The sequence below is a fragment of the Allosphingosinicella sp. genome (genome assembly GCF_036402135.1).
GTDB lineage: Bacteria > Pseudomonadota > Alphaproteobacteria > Sphingomonadales > Sphingomonadaceae > Allosphingosinicella.
Window position 1 is genome coordinate 31570 of the sequence record NZ_DASWTN010000001.1, and the last position, 25675, is coordinate 57244.

The following is a 25675-nucleotide window of genomic DNA, read 5'->3' on the forward strand; positions in this document are numbered from 1 at the left end:
AATTCCGCGCCAAGACCATTTGCGCGTTCAGCCCAGCGCTATGGATCTAACAGGGTTACGGGCGCGGGAAAGTATTTGAAGGCATGGGTTTCGACAGAGGACGCCGCGGCGAGCGCGGCGGGCGCGGCAGAGACAAGCGCGACGGGTTTGGCGAAGATAATTTCGGCGGCGGATTCGAAGATCGGAGCAGCTATGGCGGTGGCCGTGGCGGCTTTGGCGGTGGCGGCGATCGCTTCGGCGGCGGTGGCGGCGGCTTCGGCGGCGGTGATCGCTTCGGCGGCGGCGGCGGTGGCGGCGGTTTCCGCGGCGGCGGCGGTGGCGGCGGCTTCGGCGGCCCCCGCGGCGGCGGCGGCATGCCTCCCCAGGTGGTCGGCGAAGGCACGGGCGTCGTAAAGTTCTTCAACGGGCAAAAGGGCTTCGGCTTCATCGTTCGTGACGATGGCGGCGAAGATGTGTTCGTGCACATCTCGGCAGTCGAGCAGGCCGGCCTCACCGGCCTTGCCGATGGTCAGCCGCTCGAATTCACGCTCGTCGATCGCGGCGGCCGCATCTCGGCGACCGATCTCAAGATCGAAGGTGAGCCGCTCCCCGTTCAGGATCGTGGCCCTCGCGAGGACCGCGGCCCCGGCGGCGCGGGCGGACCGCAGCGTCAGCTTACCGGCGAAAAGGCATCGGGTACCGTCAAGTTCTTCAACGCCATGAAGGGCTTCGGCTTCATCAGCCGCGACGACGGACAGCCGGATGCTTTCGTGCACATTTCTGCTGTGGAGCGGGCCGGCATGGTCAGCCTCAACGAAGGCGACCGGCTCGAATTCGAACTGGAAGTCGACCGACGGGGCAAGACCGCGGCGGTCAATCTCCAGCCGATCCAGTAAGTCTCGAAAAGGCCCGGAGCGACCCTCCGGGCCTTCTTCTTTACCCCCGTGTTAGCCGCATCAATGGGTTAACCTGTGGATAACTTGACGCCGTCATTACGGTTACGCTACGAAATGCACTGATTTTTTCACTCGAGGGGGCTCGATGGAAAGCGATTTGAGATATTTCCGCAGGAGAGCGGTCGCCGAAATGCTGGCGGCTAAGCGCTCCGTTACGCCGGAGGCGCGGGCGCGCCATCTCGAACTCGCCGAAAAATATACCGCCCTCGTGAATGCCAGCGAAGCTACGATCCCGCTCGGCTGCAAGGCGGCAGTCGCTTAAGTCGCCAGGCGCTTCAGCGTCTCGATCCGGTCCGCTTCGGCAGCGGGCTTGTCCCTCCTGATCCTAGATACGCGCGGGAAGCGCATCGCCAGCCCGGATTTGTGGCGGCGGCTCTCGTGGATCGAATCGAATGCTACCTCGAGCACCAAGCTCTTCGCCACCTCTCGCACCGGGCCGAAGCGCTGCACCGTGTTGTTGCGCACGAACCGGTCGAGCCACATCAACTCCTCGTCGGTGAAGCCGAAATAAGCCTTCCCGACCGGCAGCAGCTCGCCCTCTTCGGTCCAGCAGCCGAACGTATAGTCGGAATAATAAGATGAGCGTTTGCCGCTGCCGCGCGCGGCATACATCAGCACGCAGTCGGCGGTCAGCGGATCGCGCTTCCACTTATACCAGTGCCCCACCTTACGGCCCGGGACATAGGGGCTGTTGCGGCGCTTCAGCATCACGCCTTCAATCGACGCATCCCGCGCGCCGGAGCGTATCTCCTCGAGCTCGTCGAAGCTCGACGCGTCGATCAGCGACGAGATGTCGAACCGCTCCGGATCGAGCTTCGGGGCGAACGCCTCCAATCGCCGCCGCCGCTCTTGCCAGGGCAACGGGCGCAGATCCTCTCCCGCCTCAATCAAAATGTCGTAGAGTCTAACGAAGGCCGGATAGTCGCTCAGCATCTTCTGCGACACGACCTTGCGGCCGAGCCGCTGCTGGAGCGCGTTGAAGCTGGCCGCGCCGCCGCCATGTTCGTCCGCCCCTTGGAACTCGCCCTTCACAAGCAGTTCGCCGTCGACGACCGCGTCGGATTCGAACGCGTCTGCTACCTCAGGAAAGCTTCGGGTGATGTCGTCACCCGCCCGGCTGTAGAGCCGCGTCTCGCCGCCCGCCCGCACGATCTGCACGCGAATGCCGTCCCATTTCCACTCGGCGGCATATTCCTCCATCGACAGGCGCGCGTCTTCGAGCGGGTGGGCAAGCATGAACGGCCGGAACACCGGCACATTTTTAGTGGTCGGCTGGGCGCCCTTACCCTCTGCCCAAGCAAAGAGCGGCAGATAGGGTGGGCCGATGCCGTGCCACACCTCCTCGACGGCATCCACGTTTAGCCCAAAGGCTTCCGCAAGCGCGACCTTGGCGAGCCTCGCCGACACGCCGATCCGGAGTTCGCCAGTCGCAAGCTTCAGCAGCGCATAGCGGCCGCTCGCGTCTAGATGATCGAGCATCTGTGCCAGCGCCTGCGGCGCTTCCGACCGGCTGAGGCCGGCAAGCCGCTCCACGACGCTCGAAATTCGGAGTGTCCCATCGTCGATCTCGGGGGGCTGATCGATCGCCTTCGGCCAGAGCAGTGACACCGTCTCCGCCATGTCGCCGACATAGTCGCGGCTCATATGGAAGAGCACCGGATCGACCCGCTCCTCAGTGATGGCGCGGATAAGAGCAGGCTTCACCGCCGGAAGGTTGAGTTCGCCGGTGAGGGCCGCGAGCGAATAGCCACGGTCGGGATCTGGCGTGCGCTTCAGATAATCACCGATCAGCTTCAGCTTGGCGTTGCGAGAACGGGTGTAAACGAGACCGTCAAGGAGCTGTGAGAATTCGCGCATCGCAGCCGTAACGATAGCTGCGCCTTAAGGCTCCCCGCCAGCCGGTCGATCGAGATCAAGCGATGACTGTGAGGGTGCTGAAATAAAGTCCCACCAGCATCAGACTGGCCCAGGGAAAACGCTCCGCCGCATAGCTTCTGTAACGCATGCCTCTCACATCCTCGTTTGTATCTTTACCGACGCCAGCAGCGCCTCGCTCGCCGCTTCGTCAGTCCGGCCGCATCCGATCGCATCGTACAGCCGGTCGACGTAGAGCCCGGCCGTGCAGGAGCGCGGCCCTGTCTCCGCAATCGCCCGCTCCATGGCCTCGGCAAGGCGCGCGACCGGCGTCAGCCCATAGGCTGCGGCCATCTGGCGGATCGAAGCGACGCGGCTGGAATAATCGGCGCCTTGGCGGCTACGGGAGAGAAGCTGCAGATGTTCGAGCCGCTCGCAAAGCTCGGCCCGCACAACCAGCATTCCGTCCATGCCCGCGCGCATTTGCGCCTCCCGCCGTTCCGGCAAGCTCTTCATGGCATGGAAGCTTTACTTTTTCGTGAAGCGGAGCGGCCTTGACAGAAGCGACCGATCAAGGCAGAGGCGGCGGCGCATATGAGCGGCGGCGACGCCGCTTTTTATTTTCGATACAACCTGGGAATTAGAGGCTGCCATGGCCAAGCCAGCAACCGTCAAGATCAAGCTCGTGAGCACCGCCGACACCGGATTCTTCTACGTGACGAAGAAGAATCCGCGGAACATCACCGAGAAGATGACCTTCCGCAAGTACGATCCCGTCGCGCGCAAGCACGTCGAGTTCAAGGAAGCCAAGATCAAGTAATCACGCTCTCCCGCGCCCCGCCGCGGGAGACGCCTCAGAGGCTCGGCTGCAGCTCCAGGAGCGCGCCGACCGATTCCACGAACTTCATCACCGATATGGGCTTCGACACATAACCCTCGGCGCCCGCGTCGCGGATTCGCTCCTCGTCGCCTTTGGCGGCATAGGCGGTCACCGCCATGATCGGGATGCGACACAGCGCCTCATCCGCCTTCATCTGCTCGATGAGCTCGAGGCCGCTGATATGCGGCATCTGGATGTCCATGATGATGAGGTCTGGCTCGAAGGCGCGCGTCTTTTCCATCGCCTCGCGGCCGTCGCGCACCGGCTCCGCCTCATAGCCATGGGCGCGAAGCAGGTCGCAGAAGAGCTTCAGATTGAGCTCGTTATCCTCGACAACCAGAATTTTTTTCGCCACGCGCATGCCTTTCGCTGTGGGGCGCCGATCTTACGTCATGAGTCTTAACGAAACAAACCAGTCTTTGGAGGCGTTTGCGCTGTCAGCGCTCGGCTGGACGCTGCAGGAGAACGGCCGGGCCGAAAGGCTGCTGGCGCTGACCGGCCTCACGCCGGACGCTCTGCGCAGCCGCCTCGACGATCCGCAAGTCCTTTCCGCCGTCCTCCGCTTTCTCGAGGGGCATGAGCCCGACCTGATCGCCTGCGCCGAGGCCCTCAACGTCAAGCCGGAAGAGTTAGTCGAGGCGCGGCGGAGGCTTGAGGCATGACCAGGCCCCTCCTCATTACCGACTGCGACGAGGTGCTGCTGCACATGCTCCGCCATTTTGCGGAATGGGTGGACGAGGCGCACAGCCTCCATTTCGCCCTCGATGCGCCCGGCTTTCGCGAGGCGGTCCGCGAGAAGGATACCGGCCTTCCGGTAGCGGAGGAGCGGATCTGGCCGCTGCTCGACGGCTTCTTCGCCAGCGAGATGCACCGGCAGAATGTGGTGCCCGGCGCGGCCGAGGCGCTGGCAGAGATCGGCAAGCAAGCCGACATCGTCATCCTCACGAACATTGGCGACGAGTATGAGGCTGGCCGGGTGGAGCAGCTCGAAGCCTTCGACATCCGCCACCGCGTCCTTTGCAATCGCGGCGGCAAAGGACGCCCTGTCGCCGAGCTGATCGAGGAGGTGCGGCCGAGCGTCGCCGTCTTCGTCGACGATCTCGCCATCCATCACGAATCGGTGGCGAAGCACGCGCCGGACGTATGGCGACTGCACATGATCGCTGAGCCGAAAGTCGCGGCGCACATGCCGCGCGCGCCACACGCCCATGCTCGCATCGACGATTGGGGCAACGCGACGCGCTGGATCGCCGCCCGCTTCTCAGACGGCGTCGGCGCCTACGTCCATGCCTCACAGAGGGAGTCGACATGACGGGAACCATCTTCATCACCGGAGCGACAGCGGGGATCGGCGCGGCGGCTGCGCGGCGCTTCGTCCAAGCAGGCTGGAGAGTCGTCGGGACAGGCCGCCGGCAGGAGCGGCTCGACGCGCTTGGCCAAGAATTGGGCGACCGGTTTCACCCGCTGCTGCTCGATATGACCGATATCGCCGCCGTCGAGGCCGCGCCGGACGCGTTGCCGGAGCCGTTCCGCGCCGTCGACGTGCTGCTCAACAATGCCGGCATGGCCCCGCCCATGGCCCCCGCGCAGGAGGGCGATCTCGCCGATTGGCGGCAGGCGATCGACACCAACATCACCGGCCTCCTTGCAATCACGCGCGCGCTGCTTCCCGGCCTGATTGAACGGAAGGGCCTGATCCTGAACCTGAGTTCCGTCGCCGCCACCTACCCCTATCGCGGCGGCGCGGTGTACGGCGGCACCAAGGCCTTCGTCCGCCAATTCTCATTGGACCTCCGGTCCGACCTTCACGGCACCGGCGTCCGTGTCACCTCGATCGAGCCGGGCATGGTTGAAACCGAATTCACCCTCGTCCGCACCAAGGGCGACCAGGCGGCATCGGACGCGCTCTATGCGGGCATGAACCCGATGACGGCGGAGGACATCGCCGAAACCCTGTTCTGGATCGCGGGCCAGCCGCCGCACCTCAACGTCAACACGATCGAGCTGATGCCGGTCAGCCAGTCGTTCGCCGGCTTTCAGGTGGCGCGGGAGGGATAGCTCTGTTGTGATAACAGTCCCCGTGGTTGCAGCGGATTAGCAATATAGGTGAGTCACTGGTACGGTTCTCTTCAACATCCGTGTTCAGCGTCGTGTTCGGCTCGAGAACCTTTGAGGCTTTGCGAGCTTCACCTGAAAGTCGTTGATGTCGCCGGCGATCTTCGGCTCCGATAGTCAGCGAAGCTGCTGAACGTGTCGGCGAGATCGACCTTCTCCATTATCGCTCCCTCTCTTTTGGTGAGCTCTTTATGCCTTGTTCGGTGTCCCCTCCGCATCGCCGACGTAAGGCAGTGGTCGAGGCGTGAAGGGACGGGAGAGGACCAGAGCGGTCGAGGGCTTCCCGAACAAGGCAAGCTTATCAACCAGAGCCTCCAGCGCTCGGATGCTTGGCACTACTACCTTAAGGATCGCGCTGGCATCTCCAGTCAGCCGATGGCACTCGACAACTTCCGGTATCGCCTCCACCTCCCCCGGGAGCTTGCGGCAGCGCTCGCCATCGCAAGTCATAGTAATCATCGCGGTAATCGGAAGACCCACCCGCTCGGCATCAACGATAGCTGCATAGCCGAGGATAACCTGTTCGGCCTCAAGATTACGGATGCGCTCAGCGACCGCGGACGGGGACAGGCCAATCCTACGGCCGATCTCCGCATGCGACAGACGTCCATACGTCTGCAGCAGGCGGAGAATCCGTGCTTCGAAACGGTCAAGCTTGTAAGTGGATTTCATTCTGACAGGCGGCCAATGGGATTGATCCTGTAACATACTCGATAAAATTAGATTGATTCTATCTCTATTTTGGGCTTCATAGAAGATATTCTTCTATCATGCAGTCGGGCGCCTCGCCTTTTCCCAGCACGCCGCTGACGAGGCGGCTCGGGGTTGATCATCCGATTATCGCCGCTCCACTTGGGCGGGGAACCACACCCGACTTTCTGCGCGCTGTGGCTGATGCAGGCGGCATTGGCTTCGTCGCACTGCTGTCAATGCCCGAGGACGAAGTCGTCTCGCGGCTGGCTCCCTTCACAGCGGCCACTAATGGACGCTTTGGAGTAAATCTCACCTTGATCGTGGATCAACGGCGCCGGCTGCAAGCCGCGTTGGGATCAGGTGTTCGGCTGGTGTCGCTATGGTATGGAGATCCCGCGCCGTACGTTCCCTTGATCAAGGCGGCAGGGGCAACCAGCTTCTGGACAGTCGGAAGCCCGGAGGAGGCGGCGCATGCAGCCGATCTCGGTGTCGATTTTCTAGTGGTACAAGGAAGCGAGGCGGGTGGCCATCTCGTTGGCACCGCCCCAATCATGTCGTTGCTTCCAGCTGTCGTTGATGCAGCACGGGGCGTTCCGGTCATCGCTGCGGGGGGTATTGCTGATGGCAGGGGACTGGCAGCGGCGCTTTGCCTGGGTGCCTGTGGCATTTGGATGGGAACGCGCTTTGTGGCCAGCATCGAGGCGGCGAACCATCCCGGGCATAAAGAAAGCATTGTGAGGGCTGGGGCGCGAGATTTGATCGAGACCGAGCTTTTCGATGGCGGCTGGTCCAACGCCCCGCATCGCGTCATTCGGAACACCACGGTCCGATGTTGGGAGGAGGCGGGATGTCCTCCGGCCGGAGCACGCCCGGGCGAAGCTGAACGGGTCGGCTCCTTTCCCGACGGACGACCGCTCCTCCGCTACGACGTTGCCACTCCGTGGGCCCAGATGGAGGGGGACTGGGAGTCGGCCGCGCTCTACGCGGGCGCCAGCGCCCAGCTCGTCCGATCAGTCGAGCCGGTGCGGTGCATCTTCAGCAACATAGTCGCCGACGCTGCCGCGGCGCTCTCACAGTTTGCAGGCGGCAGCCCACGCTCCAAAGAACAGAAGGAATGAAATGCACGTATTGATGTTTGAGGAATTCGGCGATGCGGACGTTCTTCAATGGCGTGAGGTTGGAGATTTGCGGCCGGGTTCCAACGAAGCACTAGTGCGCATCGAAGCCGCCGGGCTCAACTTTGCTGACATCTATCGTCGACGCGGACGGTGGCGGCCAGCGGGCAACCCGCCCTGGATCAACGGCTATGAGGGCGCTGGTGTCATCGAAGAGCTTGGTCCGCAGGCAGAGGCGGCCGGATTCCGCGCTGGAGATCGTATCGGATTCGCCGATAGTCCAGCCGCGAATGCCGAGTTCGCGGTGGTTGCAACCGACAAGCTCATCCCGCTTCCAGACGGCATCACCACGAAAGTCGCAGCCGCGGTGCTGCTTCAAGGTCTGACTGCGCACTACCTCACCTGCGACAGCCACCCGCTTAAGGCAGGCGAATGGGTCGTCGTCCATGCAGCGGGCGGCGGCGTAGGCCTGCTGCTCGTGCAGATCGCCAAGAGGCTTGGGGCTCATGTGATTGGCACCGCTTCATCGCCTGAGAAGCGGGCGGCAGCTAAGGCCGCCGGCGCCGATCATGCAATCGAATATGAAAATTGGGTTGCGGAGGTTCGGCAGCTGACGGATGGCGGTGCCAATGTCGTCTATGACAGCATCGGGGCGACGTTGAACGACAGTCTTGGTGCCTTGCGACAACATGGCCGCGCCGTCTTCTATGGCATGGCCGGCGGAGACCCCCCGGCTGTCGATCCGCGGATGCTGATGGAGAATTCTCTTAGCGTCACTGGCGGCGACCTTTGGAATGTGCTGGTTTCCGGGGATGAGCGCCGCCGCCGCGCGGAGGAGCTCTTCTCTTGGATGCTCGACGGATCGGTGTGCGTTAAGATCGCCAAGACCTTCTCGTTAGCCGACGGAGCCTCAGCACATCGTCTCCTGGAATCACGAATTGTGTCTGGCAAGATACTGCTGATCCCGAACGACGGAGTGATGTGAAGCCAGGAAACGGCGGGCTTGACCGGCGGCCCAAGGCGGTGCTTACGCGTCGTCCATGAGCATTGCAGACCGTCTCGCCCAGCAGGGCATCAGCCTTCCCGAACCCGCCGCTCCGGTGGCCGCCTATGTGCCCGCCGTCGAGGCGAACGGCCTTCTCCACATCTCCGGGCAGCTCCCGTTCGACGAGGGGCAGCTGATGACCGGCCGCCTGGGCGAAGATCGCGACGTCGACTTTGGCTATAAGGCCGCGCGCGCCTGCGGCATCATGCTGCTCGCGCAGATCAACAAGGCTTTGGGATCGCTCGACCGGGTCGAGCGCATCGTGAAACTCGGCGCCTTCGTGAGCAGCGCCGGCAGCTTCACCGACCAGCCCAAGGTCGCGAACGGTGCGTCGGAGCTTATGGAGCAGGTGTTCGGCGAACCGGGTCGCCACGCCCGCAGCGCCGTCGGCGTGCCCGTGCTGCCGCTCGGCGCAGCGGTCGAGGTCGATGCGGTCATCCAGGTCCGTCAGGCCTGACCTCGCCCGCCTGATCGAGCGGCCTTTCGCCCATCGCGGCCTGCATGGTCCGGGGCGTCTTGAGAATAGCCGCGCCGCATTCGAAGCCGCTATCGAAGCCGGCTTCGGCATCGAACTCGACGTGCAGCTGAGCCGTGACGGGGAGGCGATGGTCTTCCACGATTATGCGCTGGACCGCCTTACCGGCGAGGCGGGCGCGGTGATCGAGCGGAGCGCAGCCGAGCTTCAGCGCCTAATGTTGAAGGGCATGGACGAAACCATTCCGACGCTGGGCGAGGTGCTGCGGCTGATCGCCGGGCGCTGCGGGCTCTTGATCGAAGTGAAGGCGCCCAGGCGGCATGCGGCGAAGCTCTCGGCGGCGGTGAACCGGGCGCTCCAAGGCCATGGCGGAGAGGCGGCCGTGATGTCGTTCAACCCGGAGGTGGGCCGCTGGTTCTCCCGAAACGCGCCCGACGTGAAGCGGGGGCTGGTGGTCACCGAGGAGAATAAGCGGGGGCTTCGCGGCAGGGTTGAGCGCGCCTTCAGCCTGTGGCGCTCGCGGGCGAACTTCCTCGCCTACGACATCCGCGACCTGCCCTCGCCCTTCGCAGCCGCGACACGGGCGCGTGGCTTGCCGGTCCTCACCTGGACGGTCCGAAACCGCCGCGACGAGGAACGCGCCTCCGTCTATGCCGACCAGATTATCCACGAGCTTCCGCAGGGCCGTGGCTGACCGGGAGATCCTCGCGCGGCTGGCGGAGGGCGTCGCCTCCGTCCCGCAGGAGGATTGGGATTGTTGCCATGATGGCAGCAATCCGTTCCTCAGCCACGCCTTCCTGTCTGCGCTGGAAGATTCGGGCAGCGTCGGCGCCCGCAACGGCTGGCAGCCGCTTCCGATCCTGATCGACGGCGCGGACGGCAGGCCCGCAGCTGCCATGCCGGCTTATGCGAAGAGCCACAGCCAGGGCGAATATGTGTTCGATCACGGCTGGGCCGACGCTTACGAGCGGGCGGGCGGGCTTTATTATCCGAAGCTCCAGATCGCCGTGCCTTTCACCCCCGTTCCGGGGCCGCGCCTGCTGACGCACGACCCGACGCTGATCCCAAGCCTTATCGCCGCCGCCGAGGCGGTGGTGCGGCAGAACGGCCTTTCCTCCGCGCATGCAACGTTCGTTGCCGAGGAACAGGTGCCTTTGTTCGAGAAAGCGGGCTGGCTGGTCCGCATGGACCGGCAGTTCCATTGGCATAATCGCGGCTATGGCTGCTTTGACGATTTCCTGGCCGACCTTTCTTCCCGGAAGCGCAAGACCATCCGCCGGGAGCGGAAGGAGGCGCTGAAGGACCTCAAGATCGAGCATGTGACGGGCGCGGCGCTTACCGAGGCGCATTGGGATGCATTTTGGCTGTTCTATCAGGAGACGGGCTCCCGCAAATGGGGCCGCCCCTATCTCACCCGCCGCTTCTTCTCGCTTCTGGGAGAGCGGCTGGGCGACAAGGTGCTGCTGATCCTTGCGAAGCGGGACGGGGTGCCGATCGCAGGGGCGCTCAACCTGATCGGCGCCAACGCGCTGTACGGCCGCTACTGGGGTGCGGTGGAGGATGTGCCCTTCCTCCATTTCGAACTGAGCTATTATCAGGCGATCGAATATGCCATCGCGAACGGCCTCGCCCGCGTTGAGGCCGGCGCACAGGGGGAACATAAGTTGAGCCGCGGCTACGCGCCGATTACCACCTGGTCAGCCCACTATTTCGCCGACCCGCGCCTCCGCGATGCAGTGTCGGAATATCTGGAGCGTGAGCGGCAAGCCGTCGCGAACGAGATCGATTATCTCGGCAACTTCACGCCCTTCAAAAAGGCTTAAGCGGCTACTCGCTGAACCGTCGAGGCGAGCCAGGCGCGGGCCTGACGTTGCGCTTCGGCGATCTCACGGGCGGTCATGTCGTCGGCGATTTCGGCCCGGCATTGCTGGGCGACTTCGCTGCCGTTGAGGGCGGCGAGATTGAACCATTTATGCGCCTCGATCAGGTCGACGTCGGCGCCCCCCGCTCCCGTCGAATAAGCAACGCCCAATTCGTAAAGCGCCTCGACGTCCCCCTGAGCGGCGTCGGCGAGGCGGCTTTCCATCAGGAAGGCGGCGGTTTTCAGACTATGTGCCATTTCGAACATCCCCTGCTCGCTTGTTATGGCACCTGTCTCGCGCAGACGGTTTAAAGAAATGGTTAACGGCGCGGTGACCTTCTGGCCGCATTGCGCAGCGCCGCCGTCCGCGCATAGAGGGGGCTCGGCCCGCACGGGCCAACGGGGGAATATCGATGCGACTCTTCAGGACTCTCGCTGCGGCTGCGCTTGGGCTGCTTGCTTCAGGCTGCCTGCTCACGCCGGGCAAATTCGATGCCGGACTTACCGTGCGAAAGGATGGCACCTTCACCTATCGCTACACCGGCGAAATCGTCCTTCTTACCGGTCACACCATGATGGCGATGGCAAGCGCCGCCGACGACAAATTCCAGCCGGAGGATCAGGTCTGCTGGGACGAAGCCGCGGACGATGCCGAGCCTGAAACCCGCGACTGCACCGACCAAGAGATCGAGGCTGAGCGAAAGAAGTGGGAAGAGGGCAAGGACGAGCGAGCGGAAGAGAAAAAGCGTGAGGCCGCGATGATGAAGGCGATGCTCGGCGGCATCGATCCCACAGATCCGAAGACAATGGACGAGTTCGCGCAGCGGCTGCAGGGCTATGAAGGCTGGAAGAGTGTGACGCACAAGGGCAACGGCCTCTTCGATATTCAGTATGAAGTCACTGGCCGCCTCGATCACGACTTCGTCTATCCGGTGTTCCCCGGCGTCGATTACCTCATCCCGTTCGTGCAGGTGACGCGGCGGACGGGCGACAAGGTTCGGATCGCTGCCCCCGCCTTCATCGAAGGCAATGAAGGCAGCCTCAGCGCCGCGACGGTGAGTTCGGCTATGCAAGGCATGGGCGAGATGATGAAGCCGGGCACCCTGAAGAAACCCGAAGGCACCTTCACGGTCACCACGGATGCCGAAATCCTGACCAACAACACGAATGACGGACCGGCGAAAGCGGGCACGATGCGGGTGCTGAAGTGGGTGGTGGGGCCCCTCGACAGCAAGAAGCCGGAGGCGCTGCTGCAGCTTTAAGAGGGAAGCACCGACAGATTGTCGATGAGGCGCGTGCGGCCGATCTTCGCCGCGGCAAGCAGCCGGGCCGGCCGGTCGAGGCTATCCACCGGCTGCAGCGTTTCAGCGTCGCATAGCGACACATAGTCGATGGGGTCGAAGCCGGCCTGGCGGAGTTTGGCGGTGGCGGCGTCCAAAGCTTCGCGGACATGGCCGCCCTCGCGGATCGCAGTCGCCGCTTCGCCGAGTGCGCGCGGGAGCGCCCGCGCTGCAGTCCGTTCCTCAGGCGAGAGATAGGCGTTGCGGGAAGAGAGGGCGAGGCCGTCGGCATCCCGCTGCGTCGGCACGCCGACGATCTCGATCGGCATGTCGAGGTCGCGGACCATGCGGCGGATGACGGCGAGCTGCTGGTAATCCTTCTCGCCGAACAGAGCGAGGTCCGGCTGCACCTGGTTGAAGAGTTTCGTCACCACAAGGGCAACGCCGTCGAAATGGCCGGGGCGGGCGGCGCCATCGAGACCTTCGCTGACGCCCGCGACGCTCACCTTCGTCCCATGACCTTCGGGGTACATGGCGGCGGCGTCCGGCGCCCAGAGGATGGCGCATCCCGCCTCTTGCAGCATCGCCGCGTCGGCCGCTTCCTGGCGCGGATAGGTGGAAAGGTCCTCGTTCGGACCGAACTGGGCCGGATTGACGAAGATCGAGGCGACTACATGCGCCGCCCGCCTTTTCGCCTCCGCCACCAGCGCCAAGTGGCCGGCATGGAGCGCGCCCATGGTCGGGACGAAGGCGATGCCGCGGCCCTCTTTCCTCAATTCCGCCATGGCTTTGCGAAGCGCGGGAACGTCACGGATGATTTGCACGGCCGCAGCGCCTCCGATAGAGCTTCGTCATTGCCTGGGCGGCGCTTTGCGGTCCCGCTCCGGCAAGATCAAGAGGGGCAGGGGTAGAGAGCGTAGATGGCAGCGCCGCATTTCATCGTTTTCGCCAATGAAAAGGGCGGCACCGGCAAATCGACGACGGCCGTCCACGCCGCGGTCGGCCTTGCCGCCGCCGGCCGCCGGGTCGGCGCGCTCGATCTCGACACGCGGCAGCGGACCCTTGGCCGCTATCTCGACAATCGCGCGGCGAGCATGAGGCGGCTCGGGGCGGAGCTGCCGATGCCTATGTTCGAGACTTTTGATCCGGCGAAGGACGACAATCTTGAGGGCACTCTGGATCGGCTCGGGGCCGATGCCGAGATCGTGGTCGTCGACACGCCCGGCCGCGACGATCCTTATGCGCGGGCGGCAATGCTGCGCGCCGATACTCTCGTGACGCCGATCAATGACAGCTTTGTCGACCTCGACCTCATCGGGGAAGTCGATCCCGAAACCTACAAGATCCGCCGGCCGAGCTTCTATGCGGAGCTCGTCTGGAACAGTCGCACGCAGCGGGCGAAGACGACCGGCGCCAGCGTGGACTGGGTCGTGCTCCGGAACCGCCTTCAGCATATCGAGGCGAAGAATATGCGCCGGGTCGGCCAGGCGCTGGACGAGCTTTCCCGCCGGGTTGGCTTCCGCATCATTCCCGGCCTTGGCGAACGCGTCATCTACCGCGAGCTGTTCCCGAAGGGGCTTACCCTGCTCGACCTCGGCCAGCTTGGTGAAGTCGGCCTTAGCCATATCGCCGCGCGGCAGGAACTCCGCGAAATGATTGCGGGCTTCGGCCTCCCCGACGAAGGGGAAAGCGCGCCCGCGCCGCGCGCCGCCGCCGCGGGCTGAAGCTATGCCCGGCGTCATCATCTTCCTGATCCTTGCCGGGGCCGGGTGGCTCTGGTGGAAGGGGAAGCTGAAGGGCGTCACATATGAGGACGCTATCGCCGGCGTCGTCTTCCTTCTCGGCCTTCGGCTGCTGACGACGGGGAAGCTTCTTCTCGGCGCGATCCTGATGTCCGGCGCCCTGCTCTGGGGCGCGCATCGCCGAAGCCAGCTTTCCCGCCGCCCGCGCATGAGCGTCGAGGACGCCCGCGCTTTGCTCGGCGTCAGCGACCATGCGACGCTCCAGGAGATACGCGAGGCGCATCGCCGCCTGATTGCGAAAGTCCATCCCGACACCGGCGGCTCGCCCGAGCTTGCCCGCCGCGTCAACATGGCGCGCGATACGCTCGTTGCCGAAATGAACCGCAAGACGCCTCGCGCGTCTTGAGGGCGAACCACCCCTACGGAGTCCAGAATGAGCCACAATTTTCACCCGACCTCTTTGCGCGAATATGACATTCGGGGAATTGTGGGAGAGACGCTGGGCGAGGAGGACGCCTATGCGCTCGGCCGCAGCTTTGCGACACTCGTCCGGCGCGGCCATGGCAGCAGCGTCGCCGTCGGACGGGATGGCCGCGAAAGCTCGCCACGGCTTGAGGAAGCGCTGATCCGCGGACTGAATGAGAGTGGCTGCGATGTCGTTCGTGTCGGCCTCGGCCCCACGCCAATGCTCTATTATGCGGAATGCGAGCTGGACGTGGACGGCGGCATCATGATCACCGGCAGCCACAACCCGGCCAATTACAACGGCTTCAAGATGGTGATGTTCGGCAGCGCCTTTTTCGGCCAGGATATCCAGCGCCTCGGCAAGGTTGCTGCGGGGGGCGACTGGGAGGAAGGTTCGGGGTCGGTCCGCGACGAAGAGGCCATGGACGGCTACGTCGACCGGCTGCTCAAGAATTTCGACGGCGCAGCCTTCCGCATCGGCTGGGACGCCGGTAACGGCGCCGCGGGGCCTGTGGTCGAGAAGCTCGTGAAGAAGCTGCCTGGCGAGCACCACCTTCTCTACACGGACGTCGACAGCCGCTTTCCAAACCATCACCCAGATCCGACCGAGGAGAAGAATCTCAAGGATCTGAAGCGGCTGGTTGCGGAGAAGGGACTCGATTTCGGCATGGCGTTCGACGGCGACGGCGACCGGATCGGCGCGGTGGACGGCGAAGGCCGCGTCATCTGGGGCGACCAATTGCTTTCCATCCTTGCAGAGCCGGTGCTCGAGGATGTGCCCGGCGCCACGATCATAGCGGATGTAAAGGCGAGCCAGGCGCTTTACGACCGGGTAGCCGAACTGGGCGGCCAGCCGTTGATGTGGAAGACCGGCCACAGCCTTATCAAGTCGAAGATGAAGGAAACGGGCGCGCCGCTCGCCGGCGAAATGAGCGGCCACATCTTCTTCGCGCACGATTATTACGGCTTCGACGACGCGCTTTATTCCGCAGTGCGCCTGATCCGCGCTGTCACTCGCCTCGGCGGCTCCCTCACCGCGCTCCGTTCCGCGATGCCGGACATGGTGAACACCCCGGAGATGCGATTCCAGGTTGATGAAGCTCGCAAGTTCCCGGTCGTGCAGGAGGTGCTGGACCGGCTCGCTGCGTCGGGAGCGAACGTCAACAGCACCGACGGGGCGCGCGTGAATACCGGAGACGGCTGGTGGCTTCTCCGCGCTTCGAATACGCAGGACGTGCTCGTCGCGCGCGCCGAGGCCAAGGATCAGGCGGGGCTTGATCGCCTCGTCGGCCAGATTGACGAGCAGCTTGCCTTGTCGGGTTTAAAGCGAGGCCCGCAAGCCGCGCACTAGGCGCCCCTAAAAAGCTTTGTAATTACATAATAGTTTTATAAAGAGCCCGCGTCTCCGGGGGGAGGCGCGGGCTGCGAATCGTTGCGGGGCAGCCGTTTAGACAATCAGCTTCGGGTGGGGCAATGAAACGGCTGATCTTCACGCTATTCGTGGCGCTTAGCGCCTGCACGTCTCGTCCCGAACTGCCGGTAGGGCAGCAGGCCTATGCCTCCTTTCCAGCGCCAAATCTTGAGCAGGTAACCACGGACTACCGGATTGGTGCCCTCGACAAGATCAACATCACCGTTTTTCAGGAGCCGGAGCTTTCGCTTCGGGACGTGCAGGTCGATGCCGGCGGCAATGTCCTCTTGCCGCTCATAGGAAGCGTCGCCGCGGCCGGCAAGACGAGCGGCGAACTTTCGCAGGAAATTGCCGAGCGCCTGAATAGCCGCTTCCTTGTCGATCCGCAGGTGTCCGTCATCGTCGCCTCCTCCGTTTCCCAGAAGGTGACGGTAGAAGGTTCGGTCGAAGAACCCGGCGTCTATGAAGTGCGCGGGCAAACGACCTTGCTTGAAGCGCTTGCCATGGCGAAGGGGCCGAGCCGCGTAGCAGCACTCGACCAGGTGGCGGTCTTTCGCACGGTCAACGGGCAGCAGATGGGCGCTCTGTTCGACGTCCGCGCAATCCGCCGCGGCGAGGCGGCGGATCCGGAAATTCGCGGCAACGACAAGGTCGTGGTTGGGCTTTCCAATGTGAAGTCCGCCTGGCGCGACGCGCTTTCGGCAGTGCCGGTATTGGCGCTGTTCCGCCCGCTCGGCTACTAAATCGAATTCGGGGGCGTCAGAAGTCATGAACAGCAATTCTTTTCCGGCTGGCGGAGGGCGGCCTCTGGTCCCGGCCAGCGGGCTCTATGCCGACGCCTTCGCTGACGAGCCCGAACTGTACGAGGAGGAGCGCGGCGCCGCGCTCGATCTTCGCGCCATCTGGTCCGCGCTTTACCGGAATCGCTATTTGATCGCAGCCGTCGTTGCGGTTGCCCTCCTTTTGGGCCTCGCCGCAACCTTCCTGATGACCCGCATCTACCGCGCGGAAGCCAGCGTGCAGATCGAGCAGCAGACTTCCCGCGTGCTCGGCACCGAGGAAGAGGAGCCTTTGGCGGGCGTTCAGGATGCGGACCGTTTCCTTGAGACACAGCTCGACGTCATCCGCAGCCGCTACCTCGCCGAGCGCGTGGCGCAGGATCTGAAGCTCTTCGGCAACGACCGCTTCTTCGACGCCATGAAGATCAAGGCGCCCGAAGACCCCGAGGGCGCGCTGACGCTCGAGCAGACGCGGCGGGAAGCCGTGCTTCGGACGATCTCGGAAAACCGTTCGGTCTCGCTTCCGCGCAATTCCCGGATTGCTCGCATCCGCTTCGACAGTCCGGACCCAGCACTTGCCGCGCGCGTAGCTAACAGTTTCGCCGCGAACTTCATCACCAGCAATCTTCAGCGGAAGTTCGACACGTCGAGTTATGCGCGTGAGTTCCTGTCGAGCCAGCTTGCCGACGCCAAGCAGCGCCTAGAGGAATCCGAGCGTAACATGCTTGCCTACGCGCGCGGCGCCCGCCTGATCGATACCAGTAGCGGCGTTGCCGGCAGCGATCAGCAGAACGGGCCCCAGTCTCTGACCACCTCCTCGCTAGTCCAACTCAACAACGCCCATACCGCCGCTATCGCGCAACGCGTCCAGGCCCAGCAGAAATGGGCGACCGCAAGTGCCACGCCGCCGCTTGCGCTTCCGGAAGTGCTCGCGAATCCGGCCATTCAGGAACTCGTCCAGCAGCGCGCCGAACAGCTTGCCCTTTATCAACAGGAGCGCCAGCGCCGCCGCGAGGATTTCCCTGCTGTGCAGCAGGCAGCCGCCCGTATCGCCGAACTCGACCGTCAGATCGCCACGCTCGCCAACAACATCAAATCCGGCATCCGCCAGCAATATCAGGTGGCGATGCAGCAGGAGCAGGCACTTTCCGGCAACATTTCACGCCTTAAAGGCGAGACTCTCGCCGAGCAGGACCGGTCGGTTCGCTACAATATCCTGAAGCGGGAGGCCGATACCAACCGCGAAATGTATGAAGGCCTGCTTCAGCGTTACCGTCAGGTCAGCGCCGAAGCCGGCGTCACGGCCAACAATATCTCGATGCTCGACCAGGCCGATACACCTTCGGAGCCGGTCTCGCCGCGTCCGGTGCTCAACCTCGCGCTCGCGGGCATGGCAGGTCTTGCCTCGCCTTGCTGCTGGTCTTTGCGCGTGAGCGGTTTGACGACGTCATTCGGTCGCCGGACGATATCCAGGCGAAGCTCGGAACGCCGCCGCTGGGCGTCATCCCAGTGTTGAAGGAGGGCCAGACACCGGCTGCCGCGCTTGCCGAGCCGCGATCGACGCTCACCGAATCCTATCACGCGCTTCGGACGTCGCTCGAGCTTTCATCGCCCGCCGGTCTGCCGAGCAGCCTTCTGTTCACCAGCAGCCAGCCGGGTGAAGGCAAGTCCACCAGCTCCTTCGCCACCGCGCGCGACTTCGCGCGGATCGGCCGGAAGGTGCTTTTGGTCGACGCGGATCTTCGCAAGCCGTCGATGCACAAGGTGCTGGAGCTTCAGAACGAGGTCGGTCTCAGCAGCCTCCTCGCCCACCAGAAGAAGCTTGGCGAAGTGGTGCAGCGGCAGGTCGCACCGAACCTCGACTTCATCGCCGCCGGCCCGCTCCCGCCCAACCCGGCCGAGCTGCTGGCCGCCGGCCCTCTGGACGAGTTGCTGGCCGAACTCACCGCCGCCTATGACCTAGTGGTGGTCGACGCGCCGCCAGTGATGGGCCTGTCGGATTCGCCGCTGCTCGCTTCGCGGGTCGGCGGCACGGTCTTCGTCGTCGAGGCCAACCGCGCCCATCGCGGGCAGGCCAAGATCGCCATCCGGCGCCTCCTGTCGACGCAGGCGCGGCTGCTCGGCGCGGTACTCACCAAGTTCGATGCGCAGACGATCGGCTACGGCTATGGCGAGGATTACGGCTATGGCTACCGCTACGGTGACTAAGCATGCTTGCCCGGCCTGAACGGCGGGCGGAGGCGGGCCTCAGGCGGACGACCATTCGGGCGGCGATTGCGGCGATTGCCCTGGCCGCTGCCGCCAAGATTCTGACGCTGAACCTTGCCGACCATGCCGTCCGCACACGCAACCCGATGTTGCTGCAAGCACTGGCGCCTGTATCTCCGCATTCCGCCGCGCTTGCGGCGGAGGCGATGCTGACAGCCGGTGATACGCCAAGTGCAGAGCGGCTGGCCCGCGCCGCGCTTCAGGAAACGCCTTACTCCGCTGCCGCTCTGCGCACATTCGGCCTGTCGCTGGAGGCGCAGGGAAGACCCGAAACGGCGACGGCCGCAATGGCGCACGCAGGCGGCCTCGGCTGGCGTGACACGCCGACACAGCTCTGGTTGATGGACGCCTTCGTCCGGCAAGGGGACTATGAAGCCGCCCTCGAACGTGCTGATGCGCTCGCCCGCCGCCGCCAGCACCTGCCCGAGATGCGGGCAGTGCTGCTCGGCGCCGCACTCGATCCGGCGGCGCGGCCGGCGCTGATCGCACGCCTCCAGCAGCAGCCCAACTGGCGCGGCCTTTTCTTCGATAGCGTCCAGCAGCTGCCGCCCGAGCGCTACGGCGCCTTCACGCAGTTCCTCGCTGATTTCGCTGCCAAGGGCGGCAGGCCTGCTCCCTGGGAAATGACGCCCCTCACGAATGTGATGTTCAAGCAGGGCCGCTATGCAGAAGCGAAGGCGCTATGGCGCAGCTATGCCGCGGGCCGGGCGGTCGAGCGCGGCAACCTGCTTCTCGACGGCGGCTTCACCGTCGCAGCGCTCGAAGTGGCAGGTCAGGGCCGCCCCTTCGAATGGACCTTCCCGCAGCCGTCCGGCAGCGAAACCGCTCTTGAAGGCGAAGACCGTACCCTCCGCATCGCCTCCAATGGCAATATTCGCCTCGAAATGGCGCGGCAGACGGCCGTGCTTGCCCCCGGCCGCTACACCCTCTCCTACGATGTGGCGGCGGGGCCCGGCACGCGCATCGAGGGCTATTCGTGGCAGCTCACCTGTGTTCCGAGCTACGCCGCCATCTATCCCGACCCACCCATTACCAGGCAGCTGAATGGCGCCACCCGCGTCAGCCAAAGTTTCACCGTCCCCGCCGCGGGTTGTGGCGCGCAACAGCTCCAGCTTCTCCTCCGTTCGGGCGCAGGCCGGGCCGTCGATCTTCGCTTCGACAATGTCGCCCTTCGCGCGGGAGCAGCCGCGTGAACTCCGCTGCAAGTCCCTCCACCGTCCGCGTCGGCGGCTTCGACACGATCCGCGCCACCCGCGCCGAGCTCGCCGCAATGATGGTGGCGGACTGCCTCGCCGTCCGCGCCACGTCGCAAAAGCCGCTGCCGAAGCTCGTCTTCTCCTCCAACGGCCAGGGCATCGCGCTTGCCGGGCGAAAGGCGGAGTTCGCCGCCGCGATGGCGAAGGCGGACATCGTCCATGCCGACGGCATGTCGGTGGTGAAGGGCTCCCGCTGGTTTACCGACGCGCCGCTCCCGGAGCGGATTGCTACCACGGACTTCTTCCACGACGCCGCACGCGCGGCCGAAGAAGCCGGCCTCAACTTCTACATCCTCGGCGGCCGGGAGGATCAGAATGCAGCCGCGGTGGAGGCGATCCGCGCCCTCTATCCGCGCCTCTCCGTCGTCGGCCGCCGGAATGGCTATTTCAGGCCCGAAGAGGCGGACGAGATCTGCCGCGACATCGTCGCCCGCGGCACCGACGTGCTCTGGGTCGCGCTCGGCAAGCCGCTCCAGGAATATTGGTCTGCCGAGCATCAAGAGCGGCTGCGCGGCATTGGCTGGGTGAAGACCTGCGGCGGCCTGCTTTCCTTTCTCACGGGCGAGGCGCCGCGTGCGCCCGAGTGGATGCGTTCCGCGGGGCTCGAATGGCTACACCGCACGATGCACGAGCCGATCCGGCTCGGCCCCCGCTACATCGCGACCAATCCGGACGCGCTTTACCGCATGGCCCGCTTCAGCGGCGCGAAGGAAGAGCGGAAGGCGCCCATCGAAAGCAAGCCGCAGTGGCCGGGCTGGACGCCGCTCCCGCACGTGAAGGTGGCAGGCGTGCCGATCGCCACCGCTTCGCGTCAGGAGCTTGCCGAAGCCATGGCCGCCGACTGCCGCCGCGCACGAGAGACAGGGGAGATCCGGCCGCGCACTGTCTTCGACGCCAACGGCCACGGCCTGTCGCTGCGCGAAACGGACGCTTCCTACCGCGAGGCTTACGACCAGGCCGACGTGGTCCATGCGGACGGCGGCTTCCTGGTCACCTTCTCCCGGGCAGGCGCAGGTCCCCGCATCGCCGAGCGCAGCGCCACCACGGACATGATTCACGATTTCGCCCGCGTCGCCGAAGCGGAAGGTCTCTCCTTCTACCTCCTAGGCGGCGAGGAGGAGGTGAATGCGGAATGCGTAGAGCGGCTGCGGCGCTTCTACCCGCGCCTCAAGATCGCCGGCCGCCGCAACGGCTACTTCGCCGCGGATGAGGAGGAGACTGTGGTCGCCGCCATTAATGCGGCCAAGCCCGATGTGCTCTGGGTCGGCCTCGGCAAGCCGAAGGAGCAGATCTTCTCCATCCGCGCCCGCCAGCGGCTGCACGTGCCGTGGATCGTCACCTGCGGCGGCTGCTTCAACTACATCACCGGCCATTATCGCCGCGCGCCCGAATGGATGCAGAAGGCGAACCTCGAATGGGTCCACCGCGCCGGAACGGAGCCGCGAAGGCTCCTTTGGCGCTATCTCACCACCTCGCCGCATGCTCTGTGGCTCGCACTCAGCAGGCTGGGATAGCCGTGACTGCTACCGCTCTCGCCGCCAGAGGCATGACCTTTGCGCTTCGCTTTGCGCCGAAGCTGGCCGGTGCGGCCATATCCTTCCTGTTCCTGATCGTGGTGGCCCGCACCACAAATGTTCACACCTACGGCGAGGCTGCAATCATCATCACGATCGCGGGCTTCGCCTCGTTGTTCGGGAGCCTCGGACAAAGGTTCGTCGTCCTTCGACGCGTCCCCGCACTTTTTGGGACTGACCGAGATGCAGCTGCAAGCGTCGCCGCCTTTTCCTCTCGCATCGCCATCGTCGGGGCCGCCACCGTCGCTGTGGTGGTGACGGTCCCCATCTACCTCATTCATACGGGAGCAACGGCCGGTTTCGGGCTTGGAGCGCTCGCGCTTTGCGGAGCGCTGATCTTCGTTCAGGGCGCGCTTGAATATTACAGCCAGCTTCTGCGCGCGCTGGGTAAGGGGGATCTGTCCGTCTACATCCGCGAGGTCGTTCCGCGCGTCATCGCCATTCTTGCGCTAGGAATGCTGGCGATCGCCGCAAACGGCCTTGTAGCGCTCACGACCGTGATAGCGGTCCTGAGCGTTGGCACGGTCCTGTCGCTGCTCGCCGCCGCTTTTATCGCGCGCCGTCGTCTGGGGAGCCGGGATCGCGCGCGCGCACCGGCCGCCGTTCAGTTTCAGGAGGGGGTCACCTTCCTCCCCCGTCTCGCTGCCGCGACGGCGCGTGAATATATGGACGTCTTAATCCTCAGCCTGGTCGCACCACCGGCCGTCATTGCGATCTACTTTACGCTCGTGCGCTTCTCGGCTCTTCTCGTCCTTCCCGGCACCTCGCTTGCCACCAACGTGGTTGTGGAGGCCACCCGTCTCCACTCGCTTGGCGAGCGCGGGCAGGCGATCGCCGCAGCACGTCAGCTTTTCGTCCAATCTGCCGCCGTTGTCGTTCCCGTCGCCGCGCTGCTCTGGCTGTTCTCGCCCGAACTTCTTCGCCTCTTCTCGATTTCGACTGAAGGATACGAACTCGCGATTTTCTTCGTCTTCCTGAATGGAGCACTGAATGGGTCCTTCATCGGTCTTTGGGAGCTGATGCAGTGCCTCGATATCGGACGATACTTCCACCGCGTGTTCGGCATCATCGTAGGCGCTGGCGCAATCGGGCTCTATTTTGCCGGCAGCCTTGGAGGAGTCACAGGCTTAGCCGCCGCTTACTTGGTCACAAATGCCATATGGATCGGCTTTGGTCTGTTTGAGCTATTCCGTCGGTCCGAGGGACAGAATGGCAGCTAACACGTTGGCTCACCGCAAGCTGCGAGCCCCAGCCGAACAAAGGAGGGGACTCTATCGCGTCTATATCGCAGTTCTTTGCGGGCAGTTCGTACTCACTAGCGGGCACCTGAATCTTCCTGTTGATGCCGAGACAAGCAACCTCCTTCAGCGGGGTGCGCAGGTCGCATTCTTACTAGCTGCAATTATCCTGGGGCTGGCGCTCGACTGGTACGGGAAACGACAACTTGCGCTTAACTACGCTGCTCTTTCCGTTCTAGCAGTCATTGCATATTGCTTCTGCGGCGCCTTTTGGACGGACGATCCCGCGGCCGTTCTCTCTACGACTTTACTACTCGCGGTATCTACCTTCAGCGCCTTCATATGCGAGCGACATATAGGTCTTCTTGGCACGTTGCGGTTGATGAGGACAGCGTGCCTCGCATTATGCTTAGCGAGCGTACTGCTTGTGGCGCTCGTACCGTCCTTTGCAATCTCCGACAGCTATTTCTGGAAAGGCGCGTGGCTTGGCGTCTTCGTGGCCAAGAATGGCTTAGGCTACGCTGCATCTTATCTGGTCGCGCTATCGGGCATGATGCTGCTCTTCTGCCGCAAAACCAGGACAGACATCTTTTCGCTCCTGCTCGGGCTCTCCGTGTGTATTGGAGCGGATTCAAGAGGTGCCCTTCTCGTCGCTTTATCAGTCCTGCTGTTTCTCGTCCTGCTGAGGGCGCGCATCATCGGGAGCATTGCCATCGTGCTGATAGCCGTGGCTTATTTGGCACTTCTCATTCTCTTCAACAGCGGCATCATCGTCAGCATCGAGGGCGATTACTTGCAGGTCGGCGATCTGAGCATTCACCTCAATCGAACCGACATCTGGTCCTATGCGATGAGCCTGTTTTTAGAGAGGCCGTGGCTCGGTTACGGGCTCGGCGCCGGCTGGGAAGGCGAGCGCGCTGACATATTCTACAATCGCTTTGGCTGGGTGCTGGACAATTTCCATAGCGGATACATCCGCGCGCTTGTTGAGCTTGGTCTGTTGGGTGCAATACTCATTTTCATTGGTCTGGGGATTACGCTTCTGCGGGCAATTAGGACCTATCATGCGAGTAGAGGCAACTCTTTACCGGCCTTGGCGACCGCCTACGTGACAATGTTCTTAGCCTCTAATGTGACGGAGACTTATTTGCTTCGTTCTACAGACGTGAAGCAGTTTGTCTTCACGATCGTCGCACTGTCGATCTGGAGGCAGTATGAAGTTCGCCACTTACTTCCGCGAAAAGCTTCTCGAAAGGCGCAGCCGCCCGCTGCGCAGATTGCCTAACCCAATGAAGATCTTGCAGATACAGACCCAAGCCGAGGCCGCTGGGGCACAAAGAGTCTCGGATATGATTGGTGCCGGACTTCGCGCGCGGGGTCACGAAGTGCGCACCGTATTCATGTATCGGAAGACGGCGGCTTATGACGAAGATCCGAATGCGGTTTTTATCTCCCTTCGGAAACCGGGCAATCTGTTAGCGCGGTTGGCGGTCACTGTCGCGCTCGCTCGTTACATCAGAGCGGAGAGACCAGACGCCCTCATAACCTATCAGCACTATGGCAATGTATTCGGGAGCATCGCAGGCAAGCTCGCCAAAGTTCGACCCATTATTGCCAACCAGTCAGGTAATCCGGGAGGAACGGGTTTCCGGCGCCTAGCGACATGGCTGGATAAGCTGTTTGGCACCTTTGGCATATACCAGGGGATCGTAGTTAATTCAGCCGCCACTCAGGACGCGTTTAGCGCGTATCCTCACCAATATGTTCGGAAATTGGCGAGGATCGATCATGGCGTGCACACCCCGCCCCATACATATGACAAGAACGAAGCGCGTCAGCTCTTTGGCCTTCCTTCCGACGCGAGGCTGATTGTCACCACTGGGAGGCTGGCCGTCGGCAAGAACCAGCATCAGCTTTTGGAAGCGCTTTGCCTCTTGCCGGACGTGCACCTCGCGCTGGCCGGCGCTGGTCCTTTGAGAGCGGAGCTTGAGGATTTAAGTGTCGCTCTAGGAGTGAGACCTAGGGTGCACTTCGTCGGCGAATTGCCCATCAAAAGAATCCCCATCTTTTTGGCCGCCGGAGATGTCTTCGCCTTTGCCTCCACCGAAGAGACCTTTGGTCTTTCGGTAGTAGAGGCCGCCATTGCAGGTGTGCCCGTCATCGCGAGCGATATACCGGTGCTTCGCGAGGTCCTCGCAGGCTTGAACGGTGAGTGGGCCGCAAAGTTTTTCGAGCCTGGAAATGTCGAGGACATTGCCGAAAATGCGCGCTGTGTTCTAAGCAACTACGAGCTTGCGATAGGACTGACGAAGAGCGGGACCCAATTGAGCAGGCGCTACTCTCCCGAGGAGATGGTGGCCGCCTATGATAAACTACTCCGCGACGCAGCGGTCTAGCCGGCGAGAGCGCTTTCGATTCGGTTGATGGCGGCTTCGGACGGGGTGCGGATCGCGGCGTCCTCGACGACACGCATCAGCCGTTTTTCATGCCCTTTCTCGCGCTTTGCTTCGCCGAGGGCCGCCTCGCGCGCCTCGAGCTCGACAAGGAATTGCTGCACCTCCTCAGGGTGAGGTTGGGGCTCGGCCTCGGCGCGGGTGTTGCCTTGGACCATGATCGCAGCGCCCGCAGCGGCGCCGATCAGCGCCAGCTGGCTTAAGGCTTTGCGAACAGGCAGCTTCTTCTTCATGCC

General features: G+C 63.6%; 30 protein-coding genes. 23 read left to right on the forward strand and 7 right to left on the reverse strand.

The features are described 5' to 3' along the window. Nucleotides 1-83: 83 nt before the first annotated feature. Together VGD10_RS00180 and VGD10_RS00185 are read left to right on the forward strand one after the other, a co-directional pair. Nucleotides 84-875 (forward strand): cold-shock protein, encoded by a 792-nt coding sequence (locus tag VGD10_RS00180; RefSeq protein ID WP_331038764.1) that lies wholly within the window; start codon nucleotides 84-86, stop codon nucleotides 873-875. 145 nt (nucleotides 876-1020) lie between these two features. Next, nucleotides 1021-1197: a hypothetical protein gene (locus tag VGD10_RS00185; RefSeq protein WP_331038765.1), complete on the forward strand. Its 177-nt coding sequence runs from the start codon at nucleotides 1021-1023 to the stop codon at nucleotides 1195-1197. On the opposite strand, the gene VGD10_RS00190 is transcribed toward VGD10_RS00185, so the two are convergent. Together VGD10_RS00190 and VGD10_RS00195 are read right to left on the reverse strand one after the other, a co-directional pair. Further along, a complete protein-coding gene (locus VGD10_RS00190; RefSeq protein ID WP_331038766.1) occupies nucleotides 1194-2792 on the reverse strand; it encodes a cisplatin damage response ATP-dependent DNA ligase in 1599 nt (532 codons plus the stop codon). The genes VGD10_RS00185 and VGD10_RS00190 overlap by 4 nt on opposite strands. A gap of 153 nt (nucleotides 2793-2945) precedes the next feature. Next, nucleotides 2946-3305, reverse strand: a complete 360-nt coding sequence (locus VGD10_RS00195) for a hypothetical protein (RefSeq protein WP_331038767.1) — start codon at nucleotides 3303-3305, stop codon at nucleotides 2946-2948. A 136-nt stretch (nucleotides 3306-3441) separates the two neighbouring features. Between VGD10_RS00195 and rpmG the strand changes: the two genes are divergently transcribed. Next, nucleotides 3442-3609: a 50S ribosomal protein L33 gene (rpmG, locus tag VGD10_RS00200; RefSeq protein WP_022672986.1), complete on the forward strand. Its 168-nt coding sequence runs from the start codon at nucleotides 3442-3444 to the stop codon at nucleotides 3607-3609. 34 nt (nucleotides 3610-3643) lie between these two features. Here rpmG and VGD10_RS00205 read toward each other — a convergent pair whose 3' ends face one another. Further along, nucleotides 3644-4024: a response regulator gene (locus VGD10_RS00205; RefSeq protein ID WP_331038768.1), complete on the reverse strand. Its 381-nt coding sequence runs from the start codon at nucleotides 4022-4024 to the stop codon at nucleotides 3644-3646. A gap of 37 nt (nucleotides 4025-4061) precedes the next feature. On the opposite strand from VGD10_RS00205, the gene VGD10_RS00210 reads away from it, so the two are divergent. From VGD10_RS00210 to VGD10_RS00220, 3 genes are read left to right on the forward strand one after another with little or no spacing between them, the layout of a single operon-like run. Continuing rightward, on the forward strand, nucleotides 4062-4331 hold the full coding sequence (locus VGD10_RS00210; RefSeq protein WP_331038769.1) for a DUF3572 domain-containing protein: 270 nt from the start codon (nucleotides 4062-4064) through the stop codon (nucleotides 4329-4331). Continuing rightward, complete coding sequence (locus VGD10_RS00215; protein ID WP_331038770.1) at nucleotides 4328-4981, forward strand: HAD family hydrolase; 654 nt, start codon at nucleotides 4328-4330, stop codon at nucleotides 4979-4981. Before VGD10_RS00210 ends, VGD10_RS00215 begins: the two co-directional genes overlap by 4 nt. After that, nucleotides 4978-5727 (forward strand): SDR family NAD(P)-dependent oxidoreductase, encoded by a 750-nt coding sequence (locus tag VGD10_RS00220; protein ID WP_331038771.1) that lies wholly within the window; start codon nucleotides 4978-4980, stop codon nucleotides 5725-5727. The genes VGD10_RS00215 and VGD10_RS00220 overlap by 4 nt, the downstream gene beginning before the upstream one ends. 246 nt (nucleotides 5728-5973) lie before the next feature. On the opposite strand, the gene VGD10_RS00225 is transcribed toward VGD10_RS00220, so the two are convergent. Then, entirely contained in the window at nucleotides 5974-6456 is a 483-nt protein-coding gene (locus tag VGD10_RS00225; protein WP_331038772.1) for an Lrp/AsnC family transcriptional regulator, read from the reverse strand. Between the two features lie 98 nt (nucleotides 6457-6554). Between VGD10_RS00225 and VGD10_RS00230 the strand changes: the two genes are divergently transcribed. The 5 genes from VGD10_RS00230 to VGD10_RS00250 are packed head-to-tail and all read left to right on the forward strand — an operon-like array spanning nucleotide 6555 to nucleotide 10935. Continuing rightward, a complete protein-coding gene (locus VGD10_RS00230; protein ID WP_331038773.1) occupies nucleotides 6555-7595 on the forward strand; it encodes a nitronate monooxygenase in 1041 nt (346 codons plus the stop codon). 1 nt (nucleotide 7596) lies between these two features. Beyond that, on the forward strand, nucleotides 7597-8577 hold the full coding sequence (locus tag VGD10_RS00235) for a quinone oxidoreductase (protein WP_331038774.1): 981 nt from the start codon (nucleotides 7597-7599) through the stop codon (nucleotides 8575-8577). 55 nt (nucleotides 8578-8632) lie between these two features. Then, nucleotides 8633-9094, forward strand: a complete 462-nt coding sequence (locus tag VGD10_RS00240) for a RidA family protein (protein ID WP_331038775.1) — start codon at nucleotides 8633-8635, stop codon at nucleotides 9092-9094. Further along, nucleotides 9066-9806: a glycerophosphodiester phosphodiesterase family protein gene (locus tag VGD10_RS00245; RefSeq protein WP_331038776.1), complete on the forward strand. Its 741-nt coding sequence runs from the start codon at nucleotides 9066-9068 to the stop codon at nucleotides 9804-9806. Before VGD10_RS00240 ends, VGD10_RS00245 begins: the two co-directional genes overlap by 29 nt. Further along, complete coding sequence (locus VGD10_RS00250; protein WP_331038777.1) at nucleotides 9763-10935, forward strand: GNAT family N-acetyltransferase; 1173 nt, start codon at nucleotides 9763-9765, stop codon at nucleotides 10933-10935. The genes VGD10_RS00245 and VGD10_RS00250 overlap by 44 nt, the downstream gene beginning before the upstream one ends. On the opposite strand, the gene VGD10_RS00255 is transcribed toward VGD10_RS00250, so the two are convergent. Continuing rightward, nucleotides 10932-11231, reverse strand: coding sequence for a hypothetical protein (locus VGD10_RS00255; protein WP_331038778.1), 300 nt, complete (start codon nucleotides 11229-11231; stop codon nucleotides 10932-10934). The genes VGD10_RS00250 and VGD10_RS00255 overlap by 4 nt on opposite strands. A gap of 155 nt (nucleotides 11232-11386) precedes the next feature. Between VGD10_RS00255 and VGD10_RS00260 the strand changes: the two genes are divergently transcribed. Continuing rightward, entirely contained in the window at nucleotides 11387-12235 is an 849-nt protein-coding gene (locus VGD10_RS00260) for a hypothetical protein (RefSeq protein ID WP_331038779.1), read from the forward strand. On the opposite strand, the gene panC is transcribed toward VGD10_RS00260, so the two are convergent. Then, nucleotides 12232-13077, reverse strand: coding sequence for a pantoate--beta-alanine ligase (gene panC / locus VGD10_RS00265; protein WP_331038780.1), 846 nt, complete (start codon nucleotides 13075-13077; stop codon nucleotides 12232-12234). The genes VGD10_RS00260 and panC overlap by 4 nt on opposite strands. Nucleotides 13078-13173: 96 nt before the next feature. On the opposite strand from panC, the gene VGD10_RS00270 reads away from it, so the two are divergent. The 11 genes from VGD10_RS00270 to VGD10_RS00320 all read left to right on the forward strand — a co-directional run bounded on the left by VGD10_RS00270 (nucleotide 13174) and on the right by VGD10_RS00320 (nucleotide 25382). After that, a complete protein-coding gene (locus VGD10_RS00270; RefSeq protein ID WP_331038781.1) occupies nucleotides 13174-13977 on the forward strand; it encodes a division plane positioning ATPase MipZ in 804 nt (267 codons plus the stop codon). 4 nt (nucleotides 13978-13981) lie between these two features. Further along, nucleotides 13982-14401: a J domain-containing protein gene (locus VGD10_RS00275; protein ID WP_331038782.1), complete on the forward strand. Its 420-nt coding sequence runs from the start codon at nucleotides 13982-13984 to the stop codon at nucleotides 14399-14401. Between the two features lie 27 nt (nucleotides 14402-14428). Further along, nucleotides 14429-15811 (forward strand): phosphoglucomutase/phosphomannomutase PgmG, encoded by a 1383-nt coding sequence (gene pgmG, locus VGD10_RS00280; RefSeq protein WP_331038783.1) that lies wholly within the window; start codon nucleotides 14429-14431, stop codon nucleotides 15809-15811. A gap of 122 nt (nucleotides 15812-15933) precedes the next feature. Further along, nucleotides 15934-16614 carry a polysaccharide biosynthesis/export family protein gene (locus VGD10_RS00285; RefSeq protein WP_331038784.1) on the forward strand — a complete coding sequence of 227 codons (681 nt, stop codon included), beginning with the start codon at nucleotides 15934-15936 and terminating at the stop codon, nucleotides 16612-16614. A gap of 25 nt (nucleotides 16615-16639) precedes the next feature. Further along, entirely contained in the window at nucleotides 16640-18166 is a 1527-nt protein-coding gene (locus VGD10_RS00290) for a GumC family protein (protein WP_331038785.1), read from the forward strand. After that, nucleotides 18160-18858 carry a CpsD/CapB family tyrosine-protein kinase gene (locus VGD10_RS00295; RefSeq protein WP_331038786.1) on the forward strand — a complete coding sequence of 233 codons (699 nt, stop codon included), beginning with the start codon at nucleotides 18160-18162 and terminating at the stop codon, nucleotides 18856-18858. The genes VGD10_RS00290 and VGD10_RS00295 overlap by 7 nt, the downstream gene beginning before the upstream one ends. 2 nt (nucleotides 18859-18860) lie before the next feature. Then, nucleotides 18861-20111: a hypothetical protein gene (locus tag VGD10_RS00300; protein WP_331038787.1), complete on the forward strand. Its 1251-nt coding sequence runs from the start codon at nucleotides 18861-18863 to the stop codon at nucleotides 20109-20111. After that, nucleotides 20108-21688 carry a WecB/TagA/CpsF family glycosyltransferase gene (locus VGD10_RS00305; RefSeq protein WP_331038788.1) on the forward strand — a complete coding sequence of 527 codons (1581 nt, stop codon included), beginning with the start codon at nucleotides 20108-20110 and terminating at the stop codon, nucleotides 21686-21688. Before VGD10_RS00300 ends, VGD10_RS00305 begins: the two co-directional genes overlap by 4 nt. Before the next feature lie 2 nt (nucleotides 21689-21690). Beyond that, nucleotides 21691-22968: a hypothetical protein gene (locus tag VGD10_RS00310; protein WP_331038789.1), complete on the forward strand. Its 1278-nt coding sequence runs from the start codon at nucleotides 21691-21693 to the stop codon at nucleotides 22966-22968. Beyond that, entirely contained in the window at nucleotides 22958-24271 is a 1314-nt protein-coding gene (locus VGD10_RS00315) for an O-antigen ligase family protein (protein WP_331038790.1), read from the forward strand. Before VGD10_RS00310 ends, VGD10_RS00315 begins: the two co-directional genes overlap by 11 nt. Then, nucleotides 24201-25382 carry a glycosyltransferase family 4 protein gene (locus VGD10_RS00320; protein ID WP_331038791.1) on the forward strand — a complete coding sequence of 394 codons (1182 nt, stop codon included), beginning with the start codon at nucleotides 24201-24203 and terminating at the stop codon, nucleotides 25380-25382. The genes VGD10_RS00315 and VGD10_RS00320 overlap by 71 nt, the downstream gene beginning before the upstream one ends. Here VGD10_RS00320 and VGD10_RS00325 read toward each other — a convergent pair. After that, nucleotides 25379-25672: a hypothetical protein gene (locus tag VGD10_RS00325; RefSeq protein WP_331038792.1), complete on the reverse strand. Its 294-nt coding sequence runs from the start codon at nucleotides 25670-25672 to the stop codon at nucleotides 25379-25381. The genes VGD10_RS00320 and VGD10_RS00325 overlap by 4 nt on opposite strands. Nucleotides 25673-25675 lie beyond the last annotated feature (3 nt).

What these genes read in the sequence shown, in the direction of transcription:
- VGD10_RS00180 (WP_331038764.1), top strand. Translation starts at nt 84, where the DNA reads ATGGGTTTCGACAGAGGACGCCGCGGCGAGCGCGGCGGGCGCGGCAGA.
- VGD10_RS00185 (WP_331038765.1), top strand. Translation starts at nt 1,021, where the DNA reads ATGGAAAGCGATTTGAGATATTTCCGCAGGAGAGCGGTCGCCGAAATG.
- VGD10_RS00190 (WP_331038766.1), bottom strand. Translation starts at nt 2,792, where the DNA reads ATGCGCGAATTCTCACAGCTCCTTGACGGTCTCGTTTACACCCGTTCT.
- VGD10_RS00195 (WP_331038767.1), bottom strand. Translation starts at nt 3,305, where the DNA reads ATGAAGAGCTTGCCGGAACGGCGGGAGGCGCAAATGCGCGCGGGCATG.
- rpmG (WP_022672986.1), top strand. Translation starts at nt 3,442, where the DNA reads ATGGCCAAGCCAGCAACCGTCAAGATCAAGCTCGTGAGCACCGCCGAC.
- VGD10_RS00210 (WP_331038769.1), top strand. Translation starts at nt 4,062, where the DNA reads ATGAGTCTTAACGAAACAAACCAGTCTTTGGAGGCGTTTGCGCTGTCA.
- VGD10_RS00215 (WP_331038770.1), top strand. Translation starts at nt 4,328, where the DNA reads ATGACCAGGCCCCTCCTCATTACCGACTGCGACGAGGTGCTGCTGCAC.
- VGD10_RS00220 (WP_331038771.1), top strand. Translation starts at nt 4,978, where the DNA reads ATGACGGGAACCATCTTCATCACCGGAGCGACAGCGGGGATCGGCGCG.
- VGD10_RS00225 (WP_331038772.1), bottom strand. Translation starts at nt 6,456, where the DNA reads ATGAAATCCACTTACAAGCTTGACCGTTTCGAAGCACGGATTCTCCGC.
- VGD10_RS00230 (WP_331038773.1), top strand. Translation starts at nt 6,555, where the DNA reads ATGCAGTCGGGCGCCTCGCCTTTTCCCAGCACGCCGCTGACGAGGCGG.
- VGD10_RS00235 (WP_331038774.1), top strand. Translation starts at nt 7,597, where the DNA reads ATGCACGTATTGATGTTTGAGGAATTCGGCGATGCGGACGTTCTTCAA.
- VGD10_RS00240 (WP_331038775.1), top strand. Translation starts at nt 8,633, where the DNA reads ATGAGCATTGCAGACCGTCTCGCCCAGCAGGGCATCAGCCTTCCCGAA.
- VGD10_RS00245 (WP_331038776.1), top strand. Translation starts at nt 9,066, where the DNA reads ATGCGGTCATCCAGGTCCGTCAGGCCTGACCTCGCCCGCCTGATCGAG.
- VGD10_RS00250 (WP_331038777.1), top strand. Translation starts at nt 9,763, where the DNA reads ATGCCGACCAGATTATCCACGAGCTTCCGCAGGGCCGTGGCTGACCGG.
- VGD10_RS00255 (WP_331038778.1), bottom strand. Translation starts at nt 11,231, where the DNA reads ATGGCACATAGTCTGAAAACCGCCGCCTTCCTGATGGAAAGCCGCCTC.
- VGD10_RS00260 (WP_331038779.1), top strand. Translation starts at nt 11,387, where the DNA reads ATGCGACTCTTCAGGACTCTCGCTGCGGCTGCGCTTGGGCTGCTTGCT.
- VGD10_RS00270 (WP_331038781.1), top strand. Translation starts at nt 13,174, where the DNA reads ATGGCAGCGCCGCATTTCATCGTTTTCGCCAATGAAAAGGGCGGCACC.
- VGD10_RS00275 (WP_331038782.1), top strand. Translation starts at nt 13,982, where the DNA reads ATGCCCGGCGTCATCATCTTCCTGATCCTTGCCGGGGCCGGGTGGCTC.
- pgmG (WP_331038783.1), top strand. Translation starts at nt 14,429, where the DNA reads ATGAGCCACAATTTTCACCCGACCTCTTTGCGCGAATATGACATTCGG.
- VGD10_RS00285 (WP_331038784.1), top strand. Translation starts at nt 15,934, where the DNA reads ATGAAACGGCTGATCTTCACGCTATTCGTGGCGCTTAGCGCCTGCACG.
- VGD10_RS00290 (WP_331038785.1), top strand. Translation starts at nt 16,640, where the DNA reads ATGAACAGCAATTCTTTTCCGGCTGGCGGAGGGCGGCCTCTGGTCCCG.
- VGD10_RS00300 (WP_331038787.1), top strand. Translation starts at nt 18,861, where the DNA reads ATGCTTGCCCGGCCTGAACGGCGGGCGGAGGCGGGCCTCAGGCGGACG.
- VGD10_RS00315 (WP_331038790.1), top strand. Translation starts at nt 22,958, where the DNA reads ATGGCAGCTAACACGTTGGCTCACCGCAAGCTGCGAGCCCCAGCCGAA.
- VGD10_RS00320 (WP_331038791.1), top strand. Translation starts at nt 24,201, where the DNA reads ATGAAGTTCGCCACTTACTTCCGCGAAAAGCTTCTCGAAAGGCGCAGC.
- VGD10_RS00325 (WP_331038792.1), bottom strand. Translation starts at nt 25,672, where the DNA reads ATGAAGAAGAAGCTGCCTGTTCGCAAAGCCTTAAGCCAGCTGGCGCTG.